This is a genomic window from Acidovorax sp. Root70, assembly GCF_001428225.1.
In the GTDB taxonomy this organism is placed as follows: domain Bacteria; phylum Pseudomonadota; class Gammaproteobacteria; order Burkholderiales; family Burkholderiaceae_C; genus Acidovorax.
This window is the reverse complement of sequence record NZ_LMHQ01000020.1, coordinates 1-14,741: the sequence shown is the minus strand read 5'-3', so window position 1 is coordinate 14,741 and position 14,741 is coordinate 1. Positions and strand designations below refer to the sequence as shown.

Below are 14,741 nucleotides of genomic sequence, written 5' to 3'. Positions count from 1 at the left end.
GACTGCTAAGCGGCAACAGTTACGTGTGCCTTCGAGAGGATGTGTTTGCCTCGCGGTGCCCCAGAACTGACGATGCAATGAGACCAACGGCGCCACCAACGATGGCCATGTCGGCGATGTTGAATGCCGGCCAGTGCCAGCCGTGCAGGTGGAAGTCCAGATAGTCAATCACGGACCCGCGCACAGCCCGGTCGAAGGCATTGCCCAGGGCGCCGCCCAGGATGAGGCTATAAGCCAAGCCCTCGAGGCTGCGCACCGGCTTGGCGAGCAGCCAAGCGAGCCAGGCCGACGCGCCCAGGGCGATGGCCAGGAAGAACCAGCGTTGCCATCCGCCGGTGCCGGCCAGGAAGCTGAAGGCCGCGCCGGGGTTCAGTACGTGGACCAGGCTGAAGAACGGTGCGACCTCGCGCGACCAGCCGAGCAGGGTGGTCAGATGAATCCAGGTCTTGGCAGTCTGGTCTGCGGCAAAGACTACAAGCGCAAGGCAATACCAGCGAGCTGGTCGGTTGACATACTTCATCGTTCTTGTTGGTTAGACCAGATCGCAGGGCCGTGGTTGGATTCAGCGCGTTGCCGCACCGTGCTCGGCCGTGAGTGCTATTGACGCGGACAGAATTTCAGCGAGTTCCGGTCTCACAGCATTGGCGCGAAGGCACTGACCGTGGCCCGGCCAGGGTTGCCAAGCGGCAGCCTGCCCGAGAGGTGGCCAAGCGGCACCAGCAGGATCCTAAACAGCTGGCCCGCGGCTTCCCGCACGTCACGCTCACGCGCGGCCAGGGCCAGCATGTACCAATGACTCCGCAGATGAAGCCAGAAGCGCTCTTGGCCAAGCACGTGCGCGGCCTCCAGGACCTTCCACCGGTCAGGTCCTCGGGATCTCGCCCGCTCCACGAGGTGAGCAAATGCTGCCCCGCGCTGCCGATCGTCTATGGCTGTCAGGTTCGTCATTTGAGACTCAGGATGCGCCGGGCACCGTTCAAGACGATCAGACCCACCACGGTGCCGATGACCAGATCAGGGTAGTTGGATCCGGTCATGGCCACCAGGAAGCCAGCCAGGATCACGCCCGCATTGGCGATCACGTCGTTGGCCGAGAAGATGTAGCTTGCCTTCATGTGCGCACCGGCATCCCGCTTCTTGGATATCAAGACCAGGCAGATGACGTTGGCGATCAGGGCCACCAGGCCCATCCCCATCATCAGGCCCGAGACAGGTTCGCTCCCGGCGATGAAGCGTCGAACGACCTCGCTGAGTGCCATGAGCGCAAGCGCCAGTTGCAACCAGCCCGCCGTGTGAGCCGCACGCGTCTTAAGGGCAGCTGCTCGGCCGACGGCAAACAGGGACAGCCCATACACCGCAGCGTCGGCGAACATGTCGAGCGAGTCGGCGATGAGCCCGGTCGATTGAGCGATGAAGCCCATCACGATCTCGATCACGAACATGGCCGCATTGATCGAGAGCAGTATCCATAGCAGCCTGGCCTCGGCCGCATTGTCAGGCGGGTCGATTTCATCGTCGTCACCCATGACCGCGTCCGATTCCAGCAGCTTGGCGCCCAGACCCAACGGCTCCAGGCGTTGCAGGACCTGCGCCACCGGAGCGCCATGCACTGCGGTCAGCTTGCGGTTGGCCAAGTCGAAGGACAGGGATTTCACCCCGGGAACGTCTTGCAGGGCCAACTTGATCATGTTCTCTTCCGATGGGCAATCCATCTTCGGGACATGGAAGGTGCTCTTGAAGCTGCCGGCGGCGCTATCGTCTACCGCGGCCGAATGCACCAGCTTCGCGCCCAAGCCCAGCGGTTCGAGACGCTGCAACACCTCGGCGACCGGCGCGCGATGCACGGCCACCAGCTTTCGGCCCGGCAGGTCGAAGGTGAGCGACTGCACGCCTTCGACGCTTTGCAAGGCCATCTTGATCATGTTCTCCTCGGACGGGCAATCCATCTTCGGAACGGCAAAGGTACTTTCGAATTTTGTGGTGGCGCTCATGGGTATTCCTCGGACTGCATAATTGGAAACCCTCTAGCAACTACAAAGTCAAGCCCGCTGCAAGGGCGGCTCATCCATGAAGATCGGCGACCTGGCCAAGGCCACCAATACGCTTCCCGAAACGGTCCGCTTCTACGAGCGCGAGGGACTGCTGCCGTCCCCCGCCCGGACCGAGGGGAACTACCGCAGCTACACGGCTGAGCACGCCCAGCGGCTCGCCTTCATTCGGCACTGCCGCAGCCTGGACATGACGCTGGCTGAGATCCGCACGCTGCTGCACTTCAAAGACGCTCCTTCCGAGAATTGCGGCGTCGTGGATGAGCTGATTGCAAGTCACATCGAGCAGGTCGTGGTCCGCATCCGGGAGCTGAAGGCGTTGGAAGCCGAATTGCGCTCACTGCACCGCAGCTGCTCGGTTGGCCGTGCCGCGGTCAACTGCGGCATCCTGGGTGGACTTGAGCGCGCGGCCAAGCAGAATTCAAAGAATGTGCGCTCGTTACCACTCGGTTCTTGACGCAGCGCGGCTGCGCGAATTCTTTCGAGCCATCCGCGACAGCGGCTTGGATGTTCTCGATCGAGATGTCTTTCCAGGACGCTTTGCGCCCATCGTGAGGCGCCCGCCCGAGCTCGAATCGGGCGACGAGGCGGTTCCTGAGCGCGAGGCCGTTGTCGCGCGGTTCGGCCTGATCCCTTTCTGGGCCACCGATATGCGCAAGGTGAAGCTGACGTACAACGCCCGCTCCGAAACAGTTGCCACCGCGAGGCCGTTCCAGGCCGCTTGGAAGAAGGCCCAGCACTGCATTGTCCCGGCTGAGGCCATCTACGAGCCAGACTGGCGCTCGAACGTGCACGTGCCCACACGTATCAGCGCGGCCGACGGCAGCCCCTTGGCGATCGCCGGGCTATGGAACACTTGGCATTCGCCTGCAGGAGAGCGCGTTCATACCTTCACGCTCATGACGGTCAACGCCGACTCCCATCCCGTCATGTGCAACTATCACCGCCCAGGCGAAGAGAAGCGTATGGTCGTCCTGCTGGACGAATCCCAGTACGACGCCTGGCTGGACGCGCCCGCCGAAGGCTCGATGGACTTCATGCAGGCTTGTCCGCCTGAGCGCCTGGCAGCCACCGGCGAGCCGGTCGAGCGAGCGCCGGCTAAGGCCGTTCCTCAAACAGCTTCCCTATTCGACTAGCGTGTCGGTGCCCCGGGCACGAAGCTCACGACCTTCGCGTGGCCGGTCGCATGCAGAATCCTGACCTCCTGCCGCAGCGCTTCGTTCACCGAGGCCATGGCCTGAAGCTGCTTGCGCAGGTCCAAGTTCTCGGCGCGCAAATCACGGGCAGTCTCCTGTTCGCGTTTGAGCGCCGCCTTGAGGCTGTCCTCGCTTGCGCCGGGCTCTCGGCCGCTCAGGCGGCGAACCTCCTTCGCGACATCCGGGTAGCGGTTGTGAATCAACGCTGGAGTGACGCCGACCTCGACCGCTAGGGCTGTGATCGTCGGAACGGCCTCGGCACGCTGCAGGCGTGCCAGAGCCTCCCACAGATCGGCGGTCGTTGTGTCTCGATTGCGCCCGCGAACCTCTTCGGGCGCCTGGCGTCGGTCCCATCTGGCTTTCATAGCGGTTCGATCCCCGGCCCCAGCTGCTTCAAGACGTCTTCGACCCGGTGGAGGTCTCGTTGCACGCGCTGGACCGCTGCCGGTCCCAACTCGCGGGCCTCCACTTGGAGCTCCAGTTGGTGGGCGTGTATTGCCTGCCACGCGATCCGCTGGGAACTGTCGATCACAGAGTCATTGCAGGCGCCGCACCGCCACGGCTCATACAGACCGGCCCCGCCACAGCCATCATCCTGGGCCAAGCAGTACGAATGGCCGGTGCTGCGGATATTGATCCAATCGGCCGTCTCCTCGATGAGAGTTTCGCGGCTAGGGAAGTCGTGGGCCCGCATGCTCACGATTCGCTGGCCGGCGCGCCCCGCCAGGGGCGTATCCGCGTGGAGCCAGCCTTCGATCAGCTCGACTTTTCGGGCACTGATCTCCGTGAACAGGTCTTCAAACAGCGCGTCATCTTGCATAGGGTTCGCCGCATACAGCTGCGTCATCTCGATGCTCGAGTGTTTGAACTGCTCCTTGAGGAAGAGGACATTTCCCAGGCGATGCCGCACGAAGGTCCAGGCGTACGCCCGGCGCAGTTGGTGAGGCGAGAGGCGCCAATCAACGCCGGCGTAGGCGGCAAAGCCTTTCATCCGGCCGGCCCAATGCAGGCCGGACACGGTCCGGATCTGCGGTGTCGGGCCTGAATTGCTCAGGAACGTTTGCCCAGTCGATGCGCTTGCTGCTGGGGGTCAGGTTCGACTGCTCGAAGTAGGGCCACAGCTCCCACACGTCGTCGCGGTAACGGCTCAGGACTTGGGTGGCGCCGGCCGGGCCCGGCGCAGAGCTGACGACCAGGTCAGCTGGCGCGCCGTCAGGGGCGGTTGCCGGGGCCATCGATGGTTGTGCGTGGCTAGGCAAGTGCGCCTCCCGAGATGCGGTACCGACTCCAGAATTTCAGAGGCTTGCTGCGGGCGGCCTCTCTGGACTGGGTCACCAGTTCCTCATCGAATTTGTCCATGGTGAACAGGTCAATTTGAGTGCGTATGAGCGTGAAGTATTCAGCCCATTCGCGGGACCTCGTGTTCCTGCTCTCGGCTTCCAGGAACCAGTAGAAGCTGAAGAGGCGGTGCAGGTCTTCACTGGTGCCGACCACGGTGTAGCTGCGACAGCTGAAGCAGCTCAAGAAATACGAGCAGCGCTGGTACGAGGCACAGCGTAAAAAGGCCGCGTGAATCGTGGGTTAAGAACTACACGAAACAGGGGCAAGGTCACTCGGGCCTGGACCGGTGCCTGCGCCGCCATGGGGCGGGCAACCTCAACGCCCTCAAGCCCCAGGAGCCACAGCCTGTGCACAAGGCGTTCAAGAGCTACGAGCCTGGCTATGTGCACATGGACGTGAAGTACCTGCCCCAGATGCAGGACGAATCGCAACGGCGCTACCTGTTTGTGGCCATCGACCGGGCCACGCGATGGGTGTTCGTACAACTCAAGGCCAACAAGACAGCCGCCAGTGCACGGGCCTTTCTGAGGGCATTGCACAAGGCCTGTCCGATCAGGATCACCAAGCTGCTGACCGACAACGGCAAGGAGTTCACGGACCGCCTGTTTGCCAGCAGGGAGCGCGAGCCCAGCGGCAACCATGAGTTCGACCAGTTGTGCCAAGAACTGAGTATCGAACACCGGTTGACCAAGCCCAGAACACCGAGAACCAATGGCATGGTCGAACGATTCAATGGCCGCATTGCCGATGTGCTCAAGACCCACCGGTTCAACAGCCGCGAGGACATGGAGCAGACCTTGCTGCGCTATGTGGTTTTGTACAACCACCAGCTGCCGCAGTCAGCACTCAAGAGCAAGACGCCGATGCAAGCCATGAAGGATTGGTATCAGGAGCACCCGCACCTGTTCCACAAGCGACCCTATGATCGTCCGGGATGCGACACATAGCAGTTTATGTTGGTTGCATCACAGCCCATTCATCCGATTCAAGATGGGTTGGCCGGACGCATACAGTTGATGGAGATGCGGTCTCCGAACTGAATGGTAAATCGGGTCAGGGCAGCTTTCCAATCCCGGATGGGCATGGTGAACCGCCCCGGGGCGGTTCACACCCACCGGGCTACTCATAACGGCGCACTGTGCATAACGACTCAAAACGGTCGCTCAAACGAATAAAAATTCAGGGGACTTCTCGGTCAGATTTCCGCAGATTGCCGCCGAAACACCGTTGCACCTGCCAATGGGCTTCGGTTCGAGGCTCGACGGCGTCTAGATCAACCGGGTCGATTCACCATAGAGCGTAGGGCGGCACTTCAATGTCAATATCTTGTTGAGTGCCACGCGACCCCGTTTTCGTCCATCGTGACTTCTATGGTGGCCTGTGCGATGAGAAAGTTTATGCAAGCAACTGCCTCACCTGTTGCCAGGCTCAGTTGCTGCGCATCCTGTTCTCCGATGGAGCGATGAAAGAGTGCAGCGAACGTATCGATGATCCGTTGAGGCCCGGTAGTCAATGTCTGACGTAACCGATTCAGTGCACTATTTTGGCCTGACCTGAGCGAGTCAAGGCGTTCATGCAGTCCATAAAAGGGCTCGTTGTGAGAGGGGAGTACCAACACATCGTTGGGAACATCCCTCATTAGTTTGTCGAGCCCTTCGTACCACTCCTTCAGCGGATTGGCCTGTGGCTCGCTGGCGAACACCGAAACATTCGACGAAATCTTCGGTAGCACCTGGTCGCCGGAGATCAGCAGTTTCAAGTCGGGGCAGTACAGAGAGGCATGTTCTGGTGAGTGGCCGCCGGTGGTGATGATCCGCCAGCCATATTTACCCAACTGGACGTGGTCGCCGTCCTGCAACCGTCGGTAGCTGTCAGGCAGAGCGTGGATATGTTTACCAAAGCTGCCGAAGCGACTGCGGTAGCTTTCAATGGCTGCCTCCGACCAGCCGGCGCATCTATTGAAGAGCACGCCGTCGGGCGGGGCTTCGCGGTTCGTGTCGGCATGCATCACGCGGCAGGTCAGGTACTCCAGCCGGCTCATGTGCAGCGGCACACCAAAGCGACGCGTGAACCAACCAGCCAAGCCGATGTGGTCTGGGTGCATGTGTGTGGCGAAAACGCCTTGGAGTGGCCGTGCCAGCGGCCCGTGCGCCATGAGGGCCAGCCAGTCGGCCACGGTGTCGGGGTTATTCAGGCCGGTATCTACCAGCACCCAGCCATCATGGGTATCTATGGCCCATACATTGATGTGGTCGAGTCGGAATGGCATCGACAGTCGGATCCAGCGTACGCCCGGGGCGATCTCGACCCAGTGTCGTGACGATGGTGGCTTGAATGGATAAATAAGTGGATTGGCTGCGAGTTCAATCATTGCTATCGTTTCATGAGGTAAGCGACGGTATAGCCACTAGGTGCATCAGACCAATGGCTTTTTAGAATTTCACTGCTTGTTGTCAACCAGCAAGGGTGCGTCAATGGGCATATCTTCTTGGATTACCCACTCGACTGAGTCGAGCCTCAGGCGGGTCAATTGCCTGAACACTTCGATCAAATCGCTTTGCGTGGCGTAGTGAGAAGCCCCTGGCGTTAGCACCGCGCGCAAGGTTGCAGTTTCCCGATGCTGCTTTTTTTCAACGATGATCTGGGCACGTTCTATAGCCGGGATCCGGATGATCAGCTCTTCCACGTTGCGTGGATAGATGAAAATTTCGCGTACTTTGACACCTTGGCCCACTCGGCCTTGCAACAAACTGATTCGTTCGACGAGACCATCCGGGGAATGGGCCAGCGCTTGCGCCACATCGCCTGTGCCAAAGCGGACCAGAGGCCAACCGCTGTCCAGCGTGGTGACCACTATCTGGCCGGGTTCGCCCGGCGGAAGGGGTGCGCCGGTGTGCGGGTCGCAGATCTGGACGAGCCGGTCAGGCTGGACCGTGTAGCCCAGTTGTCCTAGTTCCTCGTAAGCAATCAGCCCGAAGTCGCCGGTGGCATAAGCCGAGAACGTGCGGATTGCGTATTTCTGCTCCAATGCGCGGCGCTTGCCCATCCAGTCACCCAGTTCGCCGCCCAGCATTGCGGAGCGGACCTTCCATTGAGAAGGCAGGTCGTAGCCCATGCGCTCAAGCGTTTCGACCAAGGTCACGAAGAAGGAGGTGGAGGAGCAAATGCAGGTGATGCCCAGTTCCATGATGAGCTGCGCTTGTTGCTCGGCGCCGCCGGGCCCGCAGGGAATGAGCGTCGCCCCGGTGGCAGCAATGCCCGCATCTAGCAATAGGCCGGCTGGAACAAGATGGTAGGACCAGGTGTTGAGTACACGGTCACCGGGGCCGATTCCCGCCTGCCTGAACACATGCGAGAAGCCCTTGCCAGTGTCTTCGTCGAAAGAATGGGGTTCATAGACGGGGCCTGGGGAGACATAAATGCGGCGGATAGATGTGTCGTCGGCAGCGAGAAACCCACCGAATGGCGGTGACTGGCGCTGCTTATCAAGCAGTGAATCCTTACTTGTGACGGCGAGCCGTGCAAGGTCGGCAGGGCCTTGGAGATCCTGCGGCGTCATCATTGCAAGCTGATAGACCGCGCGGATGGCCGGGGCGCGGTCGTAGGCGAATTGCTGCGAAGCACGCAGTAGTCTGAATCGATCGGTGGTGGGTAACGTATGCATGGCGTTGCCGTCCTAGTGGCCCGTGAAGCGCGGGGTGCGTTTTTCGTTGAATGCGGCCAGGCCTTCGTGGAGATCGGCGCTGTGGGAATGCACTTCAGAGGCCAGAAGCTCCAATCGCAGGGCGGTGTCTAGAGGCTGTTGCAAACCATCGTCGACCAGCGTTTTCATGCGGCGCAGGCCAAGGGGGCTCTTCGTGGCAATTTTGTCGGCCACGGCTTGTGCAACGCTTTCGAGCTGGTCGTCGTCCACCACTTGGTTGACGAGGCCCGCTTCCACAAGATCTGCCGCGTCCACGAAGTCACCCGTGAAGAGAAGGTACTTGGCGCGTGTGGGGCCAATGACCCGCGGCAGGCGCACCGACCCCCCCCCTCCGGGGATCAGGCCGTAGTTGGCATGTGCGTCGCCAATTTTGGCGCTCCTTGCCGCCAGCACTAGATCACAGCACAGCACCAGTTCGAGCCCGCCCGCCAGAGTTATGCCGTTCAGGGCGGCGATCACGGGTTTTGGAAAGCGGTCAATCCGGTTCATGGTGGACAGTACGCTGTCCAGAAAGCCACTGGTGCCACTTTCGCCCGCTTGCGTCTTGACGTACTTGAGGTCGGCGCCCGCGCAGAAGGCCCGTCCAGTGCCCGTCAATACGACGGATATCACGTCTCCGCGGCTCTGTGCTTCGTTGAGTGCGTGGTCTATTCCCCGAAGCACCGCCGGGGTCAGCGAGTTCATTGCATCAGGTCGGTTCAGGCGAATCCACATGGTGCCTTTTCGTACGTCTGTAATCACAACCGGTGTCGACATCAGGGGTTCCTTGCTGGCTTGCGTGTTCATGGATCGATTCTGCTTTTGCCTCTGTTTTGAGGGACATGGGGTTTTCCATTACCCATAGGTTAAAAATTCTACCCTAAAGTAAAACAATTAAACAAATGGAGTTCTTCATGCGAAGTAAGAGCAGCCCGCTCATGTTCCCGCTATCGGGTATCAAGATCGTCGAGTTCGAGGGGATCGGCCCAGGGCCCTTAGCTGGGTTCATGTTGATGCAGATGGGCGCTGACGTTACTGTGGTCGGGCGGCCAGGTGCGAGCGCATTGCCTGATGAGCTCACTCCGAAGGACGGGGCGCTCTTGTCGCGCGGCAAACGACGCGTCACATTGAATCTCAAGAACGACGAGGACAAGGCGCGGGCGCTGGACATGGTCGCGCAAAGCGACGGGTTGATTGAGGGCAACCGCCCGGGTGTGATGGAGCGCCTGGGTTTGGGTCCCGATGTATGTGGTGAATACAACCCGCGGCTTGTGTATGGGCGCATGACGGGCTGGGGGCAGGATGGGCCGCTGGCTCAGGCCGCCGGGCACGACATGAACTATGTCGCTCTCACTGGGCTCATGTCGATCACCGAGCAACCGGGACACCCTCCCATGCTTCCACCCACAGTGGTTGGGGATGCTGCCGGCGCCCTCGGGTTTGCATTTGGCATGGTGTCGGCGTTGCTAGGCGCGCGGGATAAGGGCCAGGGCTGCGTGGTTGACGGCGCCATCATTGATGTGTTGGCAATGCTGTCGCCGCTCGTGCAACTGATTCGTCAAGGTGGCGGATTGGAAGGCAGCGAACCCAGTGTCTTCCATGACTCACCCTTCTACGACCGCTATCTGTGCAGCGATGGGCGATACATCACGGTCGGTGCAATCGAGCCACAGTTCTATGCATTGCTGTTGACGCAATTGCAGCTGACGGATGTCGACCCCGCACGGCAAATGGACAAGACTTTGTGGCCGTCTCTCAAGGCGCGGATTGCGCAGCGCTTTGCTTCCCAACCTAGTACGTACTGGAATGCACTGATGGAAGGCACTGACAGTTGCTTTGCGCCGGTGCTCACCATGGCCGAAGCCGCCGCTCATCCCCACAACGTGGCTCGTGGTTTGTACAGCGTGACTGAGCAGGGCGATATTGAGACTGCGCGGGGCATGCGATTCCTGCCGCTTTGCTGAGCCGCGAATGTGATACCAAGGGTAATCCCTGGCAAGCAGTTGAGAATTTTACTGTACAGTAAAAACATCTTACGCAAAGTAATTTATTTGACTTTCATGGATCAAGAAGATCCGCCACGGAGAAATGCGATGGAAGATATCTATGTGGTTGGTGTGGGGATGACGCCATTCGGACGGCATCTGGACAAAGACATCAAGGCGCTCACACGCGAGGCCACGGCGGCTGCTTTGGCGGACGCGGGATTGGAAAAAGAAGACTTGGAAGCGGCCTTTTTTGGGAACACTTCCCAGGGGCATATGGATGGCCAGCACATGATTCGTGGGCAAATTGCGCTGCGGGCCATGGGGATTGGGCGCATTCCGGTGGTGAACGTCGAAAACGCTTGTGCAAGCGGCTCGTCGGCGTTCGTTCTAGCCTGCAATCACCTCAAGTCGGGTGCTGGCGATGTCGCTTTGGCTGTTGGTGCAGAGAAGATGTTCTCATCCGACAAGCTCAAGATGTTCTCGGTGTTTGACAGTGCCTGGGATCTCTCGCGTGCAGAAGAGATTCGTGGGGAGTTGATGAAGATGGGGCGCGACGTGGCGGTGCCCGAGGGGAGTACCTCACCCAGGCCGTACAGCGTTTTCATGGACGTGTATGCGGCGTTTGCACGATCGCACATGCGCACTTTCGGGACGACGCAGCGCCAGTTAGCCGCCGTTTCATCCAAGAACCACGCGCACTCCATGCACAACCCGCTGTCGCAGTACCGGATGGCTTACAGCATCGAAGAGGTGCTCGCCGCGCCGCCGATCACCTACCCATTGACTCTGCCCATGTGCTCCCCGGTGTCTGATGGCGCAGCAGCAGCCATCATTTGCACACGCTCGGCGCTTATGCGCTTGAACATCGATGAAAAGCGTGCCATCAAGGTGTTGGCGGCAGTAGTGCAAAGCGGTTCCGACCGGAGCGAAGACGACTACACCAACCACTGCACAGCACTGGCTTCGCGCAGGGCATATGAACTGGCAGGTGTTGGCCCAGCAGATATCTCGGTGGCCGAGGTGCACGATGCCACGGCCATGGGTGAAATCATTCAGACAGAAAACCTCGGTTTCTGTGAGTTCGGCATGGGCGGTGTGATTGCCGAGCGGGGTGATACCCGGATTGGTGGCCGCATTCCCGTTAATCCGTCCGGCGGCCTGGAGTCTAAGGGGCACCCTGTTGGGGCCACCGGTATTGCCCAAGTCCATGAGTTGGTAACTCAGCTTCGCGGGGAAGCCGGACTGCGGCAGGTGACTGACGCAAGGATTGCGCTGGCAGAAAACGGTGGCGGTCTTGAGGGCATTGAAGAAGCTGTTGCCTGTATCACCATCTTGGCGCGCTGAGCGCTGCACTCAATAAGAGACAAGAGAAACAGTATGGATGTCAAAAATACCATTGCCTTCGTCACAGGAGCTGCTTCAGGCCTGGGGCTCGCCACTTGCAAGGCATTGCTTGCGGCCGGAGCGAGCGTCATGGCGGTTGATCTGGACGAAGAGCGCCTTGCGAGCGAGGTGCTGCCGATGGGCGAGCGCGTGCGAATCCAGAAGGTTGATGTTTCGGACGAGGCCAGTGTGAAGGCTGGCGTAGACGCGGCAGTGGCGGAATTTGGTGCGCTGCATGTGGCGGTAAATTGCGCGGGAATTCTGGGTCCCTGCAAGACGCTTTCAAAGGGCGAGTTATTCCCGATGGATCTTTGGAACCGGGTGATCGCCATCAACCTGACCGGGACATTCAACGTGGTGCGCTATGCGTCGTTGGCCATGTCGCAGAACGAGCCCAATGTCGACGGTGAACGGGGGGTCATCGTGAACACGTCATCTGGTGCTGCGTGGCAGGGTCAAGTGGGCCAGGCCGCATATAGCGCCAGCAAAGCGGCGGTCATTGGAATGACGCTTCCGGTGGCGCGGGATCTTGCGCAACACGGAATCCGAGTGGTGGCCGTGGCGCCTGGTCTGTTTGAGACCGCCATGTCTGCAGGCATGCCAACGAAGGTGTCGCAAAACATTATTGACAACGTCATCCTCTTTCCTCATCGCATGGGGCAGGCACAAGAGTTCGGTGGACTGGTTCGGCACGTTGTGGAAAACGCCTATTTGAATGCCACCACGATCAGCCTGGATGCGGGTGTCCGTTGTTAGTCGTGGTCCATTGATCGCTGCGAGCATTCCCGCAAATGGATGCGTAGACCCTGCAAAGGTCTTATGAAGGAAATTCGATGGACAAAGCCAAGAATTCAGAGTGGAGGTACCAATGAATGCAGCCATTCAAAGCCAGCGGGAAGGCGTGGTGCTGACAGCCCAGAATCTGCTGCTGCAGTTCGGTGGAGTTGTGGCGCTGAATGATGTTTCGATTGATGTGCGCAAGGACGAGCTGCTGGCAATCATCGGGCCGAACGGAGCGGGAAAGTCTTCTCTGATGAACTGCCTGAGCGGGTTCTACCGCCCCAAGAAAGGCGAGATATCCCTGGCCGGGCACAACGTGCGCGACATGGCGGTTCACGACGTGGCGGCACAGGGCCTAGCGCGCACCTTTCAAGGTACGCACATTTTTTCGGGCATGACCGTTATCGAGAACCTGATGGTGGGGCGCCACATGCACATGCGGGCCAATCTCGTGCAGTCATTTTTCCATTTCGGCCCGGCAAAACGGGAAGAAGTTTTGCATCGGGAGGTGGTGGAAGAAATCATTGAATTTCTTGAAATTGAATCCATCCGGCATGCGCCGGTGGGCAGCCTCGGTTATGGGCTTCGCAAGCGCGTGGACTTGGGGCGCGCACTGGCCCAAGACCCGAAGATTCTGTTGATGGATGAGCCTATGGCCGGTATGAATACTGAAGAGAAAGAAGACTTGGCACGTTTCATTCTGGATGTGCGCGAGGCAAAGCGCATTCCTATTGTTTTGGTGGAGCACGACATGGGTGTGGTGATGGACCTGGCTGACCGCATCGCTGTGCTGGACTTTGGACGCAAGATCGCCGATGGAACGCCCAAGGAGATCCAGGCTAATCCCGCAGTGCTTAAAGCCTATCTTGGGGAGGGCGTCCAATGAAACTCGAAATCGCGACCCTTCCCCAGTTGCTGCGCAAGCATGCGCATGCTAACCCCAACCGTCTTTCCCAGCGCCATAAGCAGCGCGGCATTTGGCGGGAGTACAGCTTTGCGGATGTGCAGCGCAACGTTCGAGAGATTGCGCTGGGCATGCACCAAGCAGGCGTCAAAGCGGGTGAGACCATTGCCATCATTGGTGAGAATGAGCCGCAGCATTACTGGGCCGAGTATGCCGCGCATGCACTGGGATGCAAAGTTGTATCCATGTACCCGGACCTCACTTCGGAGGAGGTGGCCTATCTTTTGGACGACAGCGAAGCAGTCATCTTGTTCGCGCAGGACCAAGAGCAGGTTGACAAGGGCCTGGATGTCCGGAACAAGACGTTGAAGATGCGCCACATTGTGTATTGGGATGAAACGGGTATGTGGTCGTATAACGACCCCATCCTGCAAACCTTCGATGGCATGCAGCGGCAAGGGCGTGAAATCCATCAACGTAACGGAAAGATGTACGACGCGCTAGTGGATGCGGGAGCCCCCGATGACATAGCGGTTCTTTCTTACACTTCCGGCACGACGGGGCAGCCCAAGGGCGTGATCCTCACGCATCGCTTTTTGATCGACAACGCCCAGCGCTTGATCGATTCCATGGATGTGAAGCCGGGTATGGAATACCTGAGTTACATCGCGCCATCCTGGGCCACTGAACAAATATATGGCATCACCATGGGATTGGGATTGCCCATGGTAGTGAACTTCCCCGAGGGCCCGGAGCAGGTGTTGTCCAACATTCGGGAATTGGCGGTGGAAGGTATGACATTTGCTCCGCGCCAGTGGGAAAGCATGGCGTCCTCTGTGCAGGCGCACATGCTCGACGCAGGACCCATTCGACGAGGTGTCTACGAGTGGGGCATGAAGATCGGTCACACCGTTAATGTGGGGCGCTTGGATGGAAAACCCGTTGGCCTGCTGGACCGGTTGCTGTTTCCTATCGCCAATGCACTGGTTCTGCGCCCGTTGCGAGATCTGCTCGGCCTGACCCGGCTGCGCTGTGCCAGCTGCGGTGGTGCCACCATGGCACCGGATGTGTTTCGCATGTTCCATGCCATGGGTATACCTCTGCGCAACATCTATGGCTCCACCGAAACCGGGTTGCTGACATGCCACCAGGGTGACCGATTTGATCTGGAGACCGTAGGGCACTGGATGAAGGCGCATCCAGAGGCGGGCCCACCATTGGAATGGCGCTTGAGTGCGGACGGAGAGCTGCAGATTCGTGGCGGAAGCCCGTTTCTGGGCTACTACCGCAGAGAGGGTTCCGTAGAGTCGAAGGTTGTTGGCGCCGATTCAAAATTGAGCCACCGTGCCGATTGAATTTTGAGCCAGGGCTAATGGCCAACCTGTGAAGGTCGGCTGTGGATAAGTGTAGTGCCTTGGG

16 protein-coding genes and 1 pseudogene are annotated in these 14,741 nt (G+C 59.5%); 8 read left to right on the top strand and 9 right to left on the bottom strand.

Annotated features, from left to right (window positions below):
* Positions 1-19 precede the first annotated feature (19 nt).
* The 3 genes from lspA to ASD94_RS11355 all read right to left on the bottom strand — a co-directional run bounded on the left by lspA (position 20) and on the right by ASD94_RS11355 (position 1,991).
* Complete coding sequence (gene lspA, locus ASD94_RS11365) at positions 20-520, bottom strand: signal peptidase II (RefSeq protein ID WP_020228493.1); 501 nt, start codon at positions 518-520, stop codon at positions 20-22.
* Positions 521-633: 113 nt separating this feature from the next.
* Positions 634-948, bottom strand: a complete 315-nt coding sequence (locus ASD94_RS11360; protein WP_020228494.1) for a DUF3703 domain-containing protein — start codon at positions 946-948, stop codon at positions 634-636.
* Positions 945-1,991: a cation transporter gene (locus tag ASD94_RS11355; protein WP_056642836.1), complete on the bottom strand. Its 1,047-nt coding sequence runs from the start codon at positions 1,989-1,991 to the stop codon at positions 945-947. The genes ASD94_RS11360 and ASD94_RS11355 overlap by 4 nt, the downstream gene beginning before the upstream one ends.
* Positions 1,992-2,067: 76 nt before the next feature.
* Here ASD94_RS11355 and cadR point away from each other — a divergent pair, with 76 nt between their 5' ends.
* On the top strand, positions 2,068-2,505 hold the full coding sequence (gene cadR, locus ASD94_RS11350) for a Cd(II)/Pb(II)-responsive transcriptional regulator (RefSeq protein WP_020228496.1): 438 nt from the start codon (positions 2,068-2,070) through the stop codon (positions 2,503-2,505).
* A complete protein-coding gene (locus tag ASD94_RS11345) occupies positions 2,477-3,184 on the top strand; it encodes an SOS response-associated peptidase (protein WP_082564899.1) in 708 nt (235 codons plus the stop codon). The genes cadR and ASD94_RS11345 overlap by 29 nt, the downstream gene beginning before the upstream one ends.
* Here ASD94_RS11345 and ASD94_RS11340 read toward each other — a convergent pair.
* The 3 genes from ASD94_RS11340 to ASD94_RS11330 form a co-directional block, all read right to left on the bottom strand.
* The gene (locus ASD94_RS11340) at positions 3,181-3,609 is read right to left on the bottom strand and encodes a hypothetical protein (RefSeq protein WP_020228498.1); all 429 of its coding nucleotides are present in this window, start codon (positions 3,607-3,609) and stop codon (positions 3,181-3,183) included. The genes ASD94_RS11345 and ASD94_RS11340 overlap by 4 nt on opposite strands.
* On the bottom strand, positions 3,606-4,262 hold the full coding sequence (locus ASD94_RS11335) for a tyrosine-type recombinase/integrase (protein WP_108499779.1): 657 nt from the start codon (positions 4,260-4,262) through the stop codon (positions 3,606-3,608). Before ASD94_RS11335 ends, ASD94_RS11340 begins: the two co-directional genes overlap by 4 nt.
* 233 nt (positions 4,263-4,495) lie before the next feature.
* A complete protein-coding gene (locus tag ASD94_RS11330; RefSeq protein WP_056642833.1) occupies positions 4,496-4,738 on the bottom strand; it encodes a hypothetical protein in 243 nt (80 codons plus the stop codon).
* Between the two features lie 119 nt (positions 4,739-4,857).
* Here ASD94_RS11330 and ASD94_RS11325 point away from each other — a divergent pair.
* Positions 4,858-5,532 (top strand): annotated as a pseudogene (locus ASD94_RS11325) (DDE-type integrase/transposase/recombinase); the annotation flags it as partial.
* 371 nt (positions 5,533-5,903) lie between these two features.
* Here the strand turns inward: ASD94_RS11325 and ASD94_RS11320 are convergent.
* The 3 genes from ASD94_RS11320 to ASD94_RS11310 form a co-directional block, all read right to left on the bottom strand.
* A complete protein-coding gene (locus ASD94_RS11320) occupies positions 5,904-6,956 on the bottom strand; it encodes an MBL fold metallo-hydrolase (RefSeq protein WP_056642830.1) in 1,053 nt (350 codons plus the stop codon).
* A gap of 69 nt (positions 6,957-7,025) precedes the next feature.
* Positions 7,026-8,249: a phenylacetate--CoA ligase family protein gene (locus ASD94_RS11315; RefSeq protein ID WP_056642827.1), complete on the bottom strand. Its 1,224-nt coding sequence runs from the start codon at positions 8,247-8,249 to the stop codon at positions 7,026-7,028.
* Positions 8,250-8,261: 12 nt separating this feature from the next.
* Entirely contained in the window at positions 8,262-9,074 is an 813-nt protein-coding gene (locus ASD94_RS11310) for an enoyl-CoA hydratase/isomerase family protein (RefSeq protein WP_231940633.1), read from the bottom strand.
* A gap of 95 nt (positions 9,075-9,169) precedes the next feature.
* On the opposite strand from ASD94_RS11310, the gene ASD94_RS11305 reads away from it, so the two are divergent.
* The 5 genes from ASD94_RS11305 (at position 9,170) to ASD94_RS11285 (ending at position 14,677) form a co-directional block, all read left to right on the top strand.
* Positions 9,170-10,231 carry a CaiB/BaiF CoA-transferase family protein gene (locus ASD94_RS11305; RefSeq protein ID WP_231940634.1) on the top strand — a complete coding sequence of 354 codons (1,062 nt, stop codon included), beginning with the start codon at positions 9,170-9,172 and terminating at the stop codon, positions 10,229-10,231.
* Between the two features lie 129 nt (positions 10,232-10,360).
* On the top strand, positions 10,361-11,599 hold the full coding sequence (locus ASD94_RS11300) for a thiolase family protein (protein ID WP_056642825.1): 1,239 nt from the start codon (positions 10,361-10,363) through the stop codon (positions 11,597-11,599).
* A gap of 33 nt (positions 11,600-11,632) precedes the next feature.
* On the top strand, positions 11,633-12,394 hold the full coding sequence (locus ASD94_RS11295) for an SDR family NAD(P)-dependent oxidoreductase (RefSeq protein WP_056642823.1): 762 nt from the start codon (positions 11,633-11,635) through the stop codon (positions 12,392-12,394).
* 112 nt (positions 12,395-12,506) lie between these two features.
* A complete protein-coding gene (locus tag ASD94_RS11290) occupies positions 12,507-13,304 on the top strand; it encodes an ABC transporter ATP-binding protein (RefSeq protein ID WP_056642819.1) in 798 nt (265 codons plus the stop codon).
* On the top strand, positions 13,301-14,677 hold the full coding sequence (locus ASD94_RS11285) for a long-chain fatty acid--CoA ligase (RefSeq protein ID WP_056642816.1): 1,377 nt from the start codon (positions 13,301-13,303) through the stop codon (positions 14,675-14,677). The genes ASD94_RS11290 and ASD94_RS11285 overlap by 4 nt, the downstream gene beginning before the upstream one ends.
* The last annotated feature ends 64 nt before the right edge of the window (positions 14,678-14,741 follow it).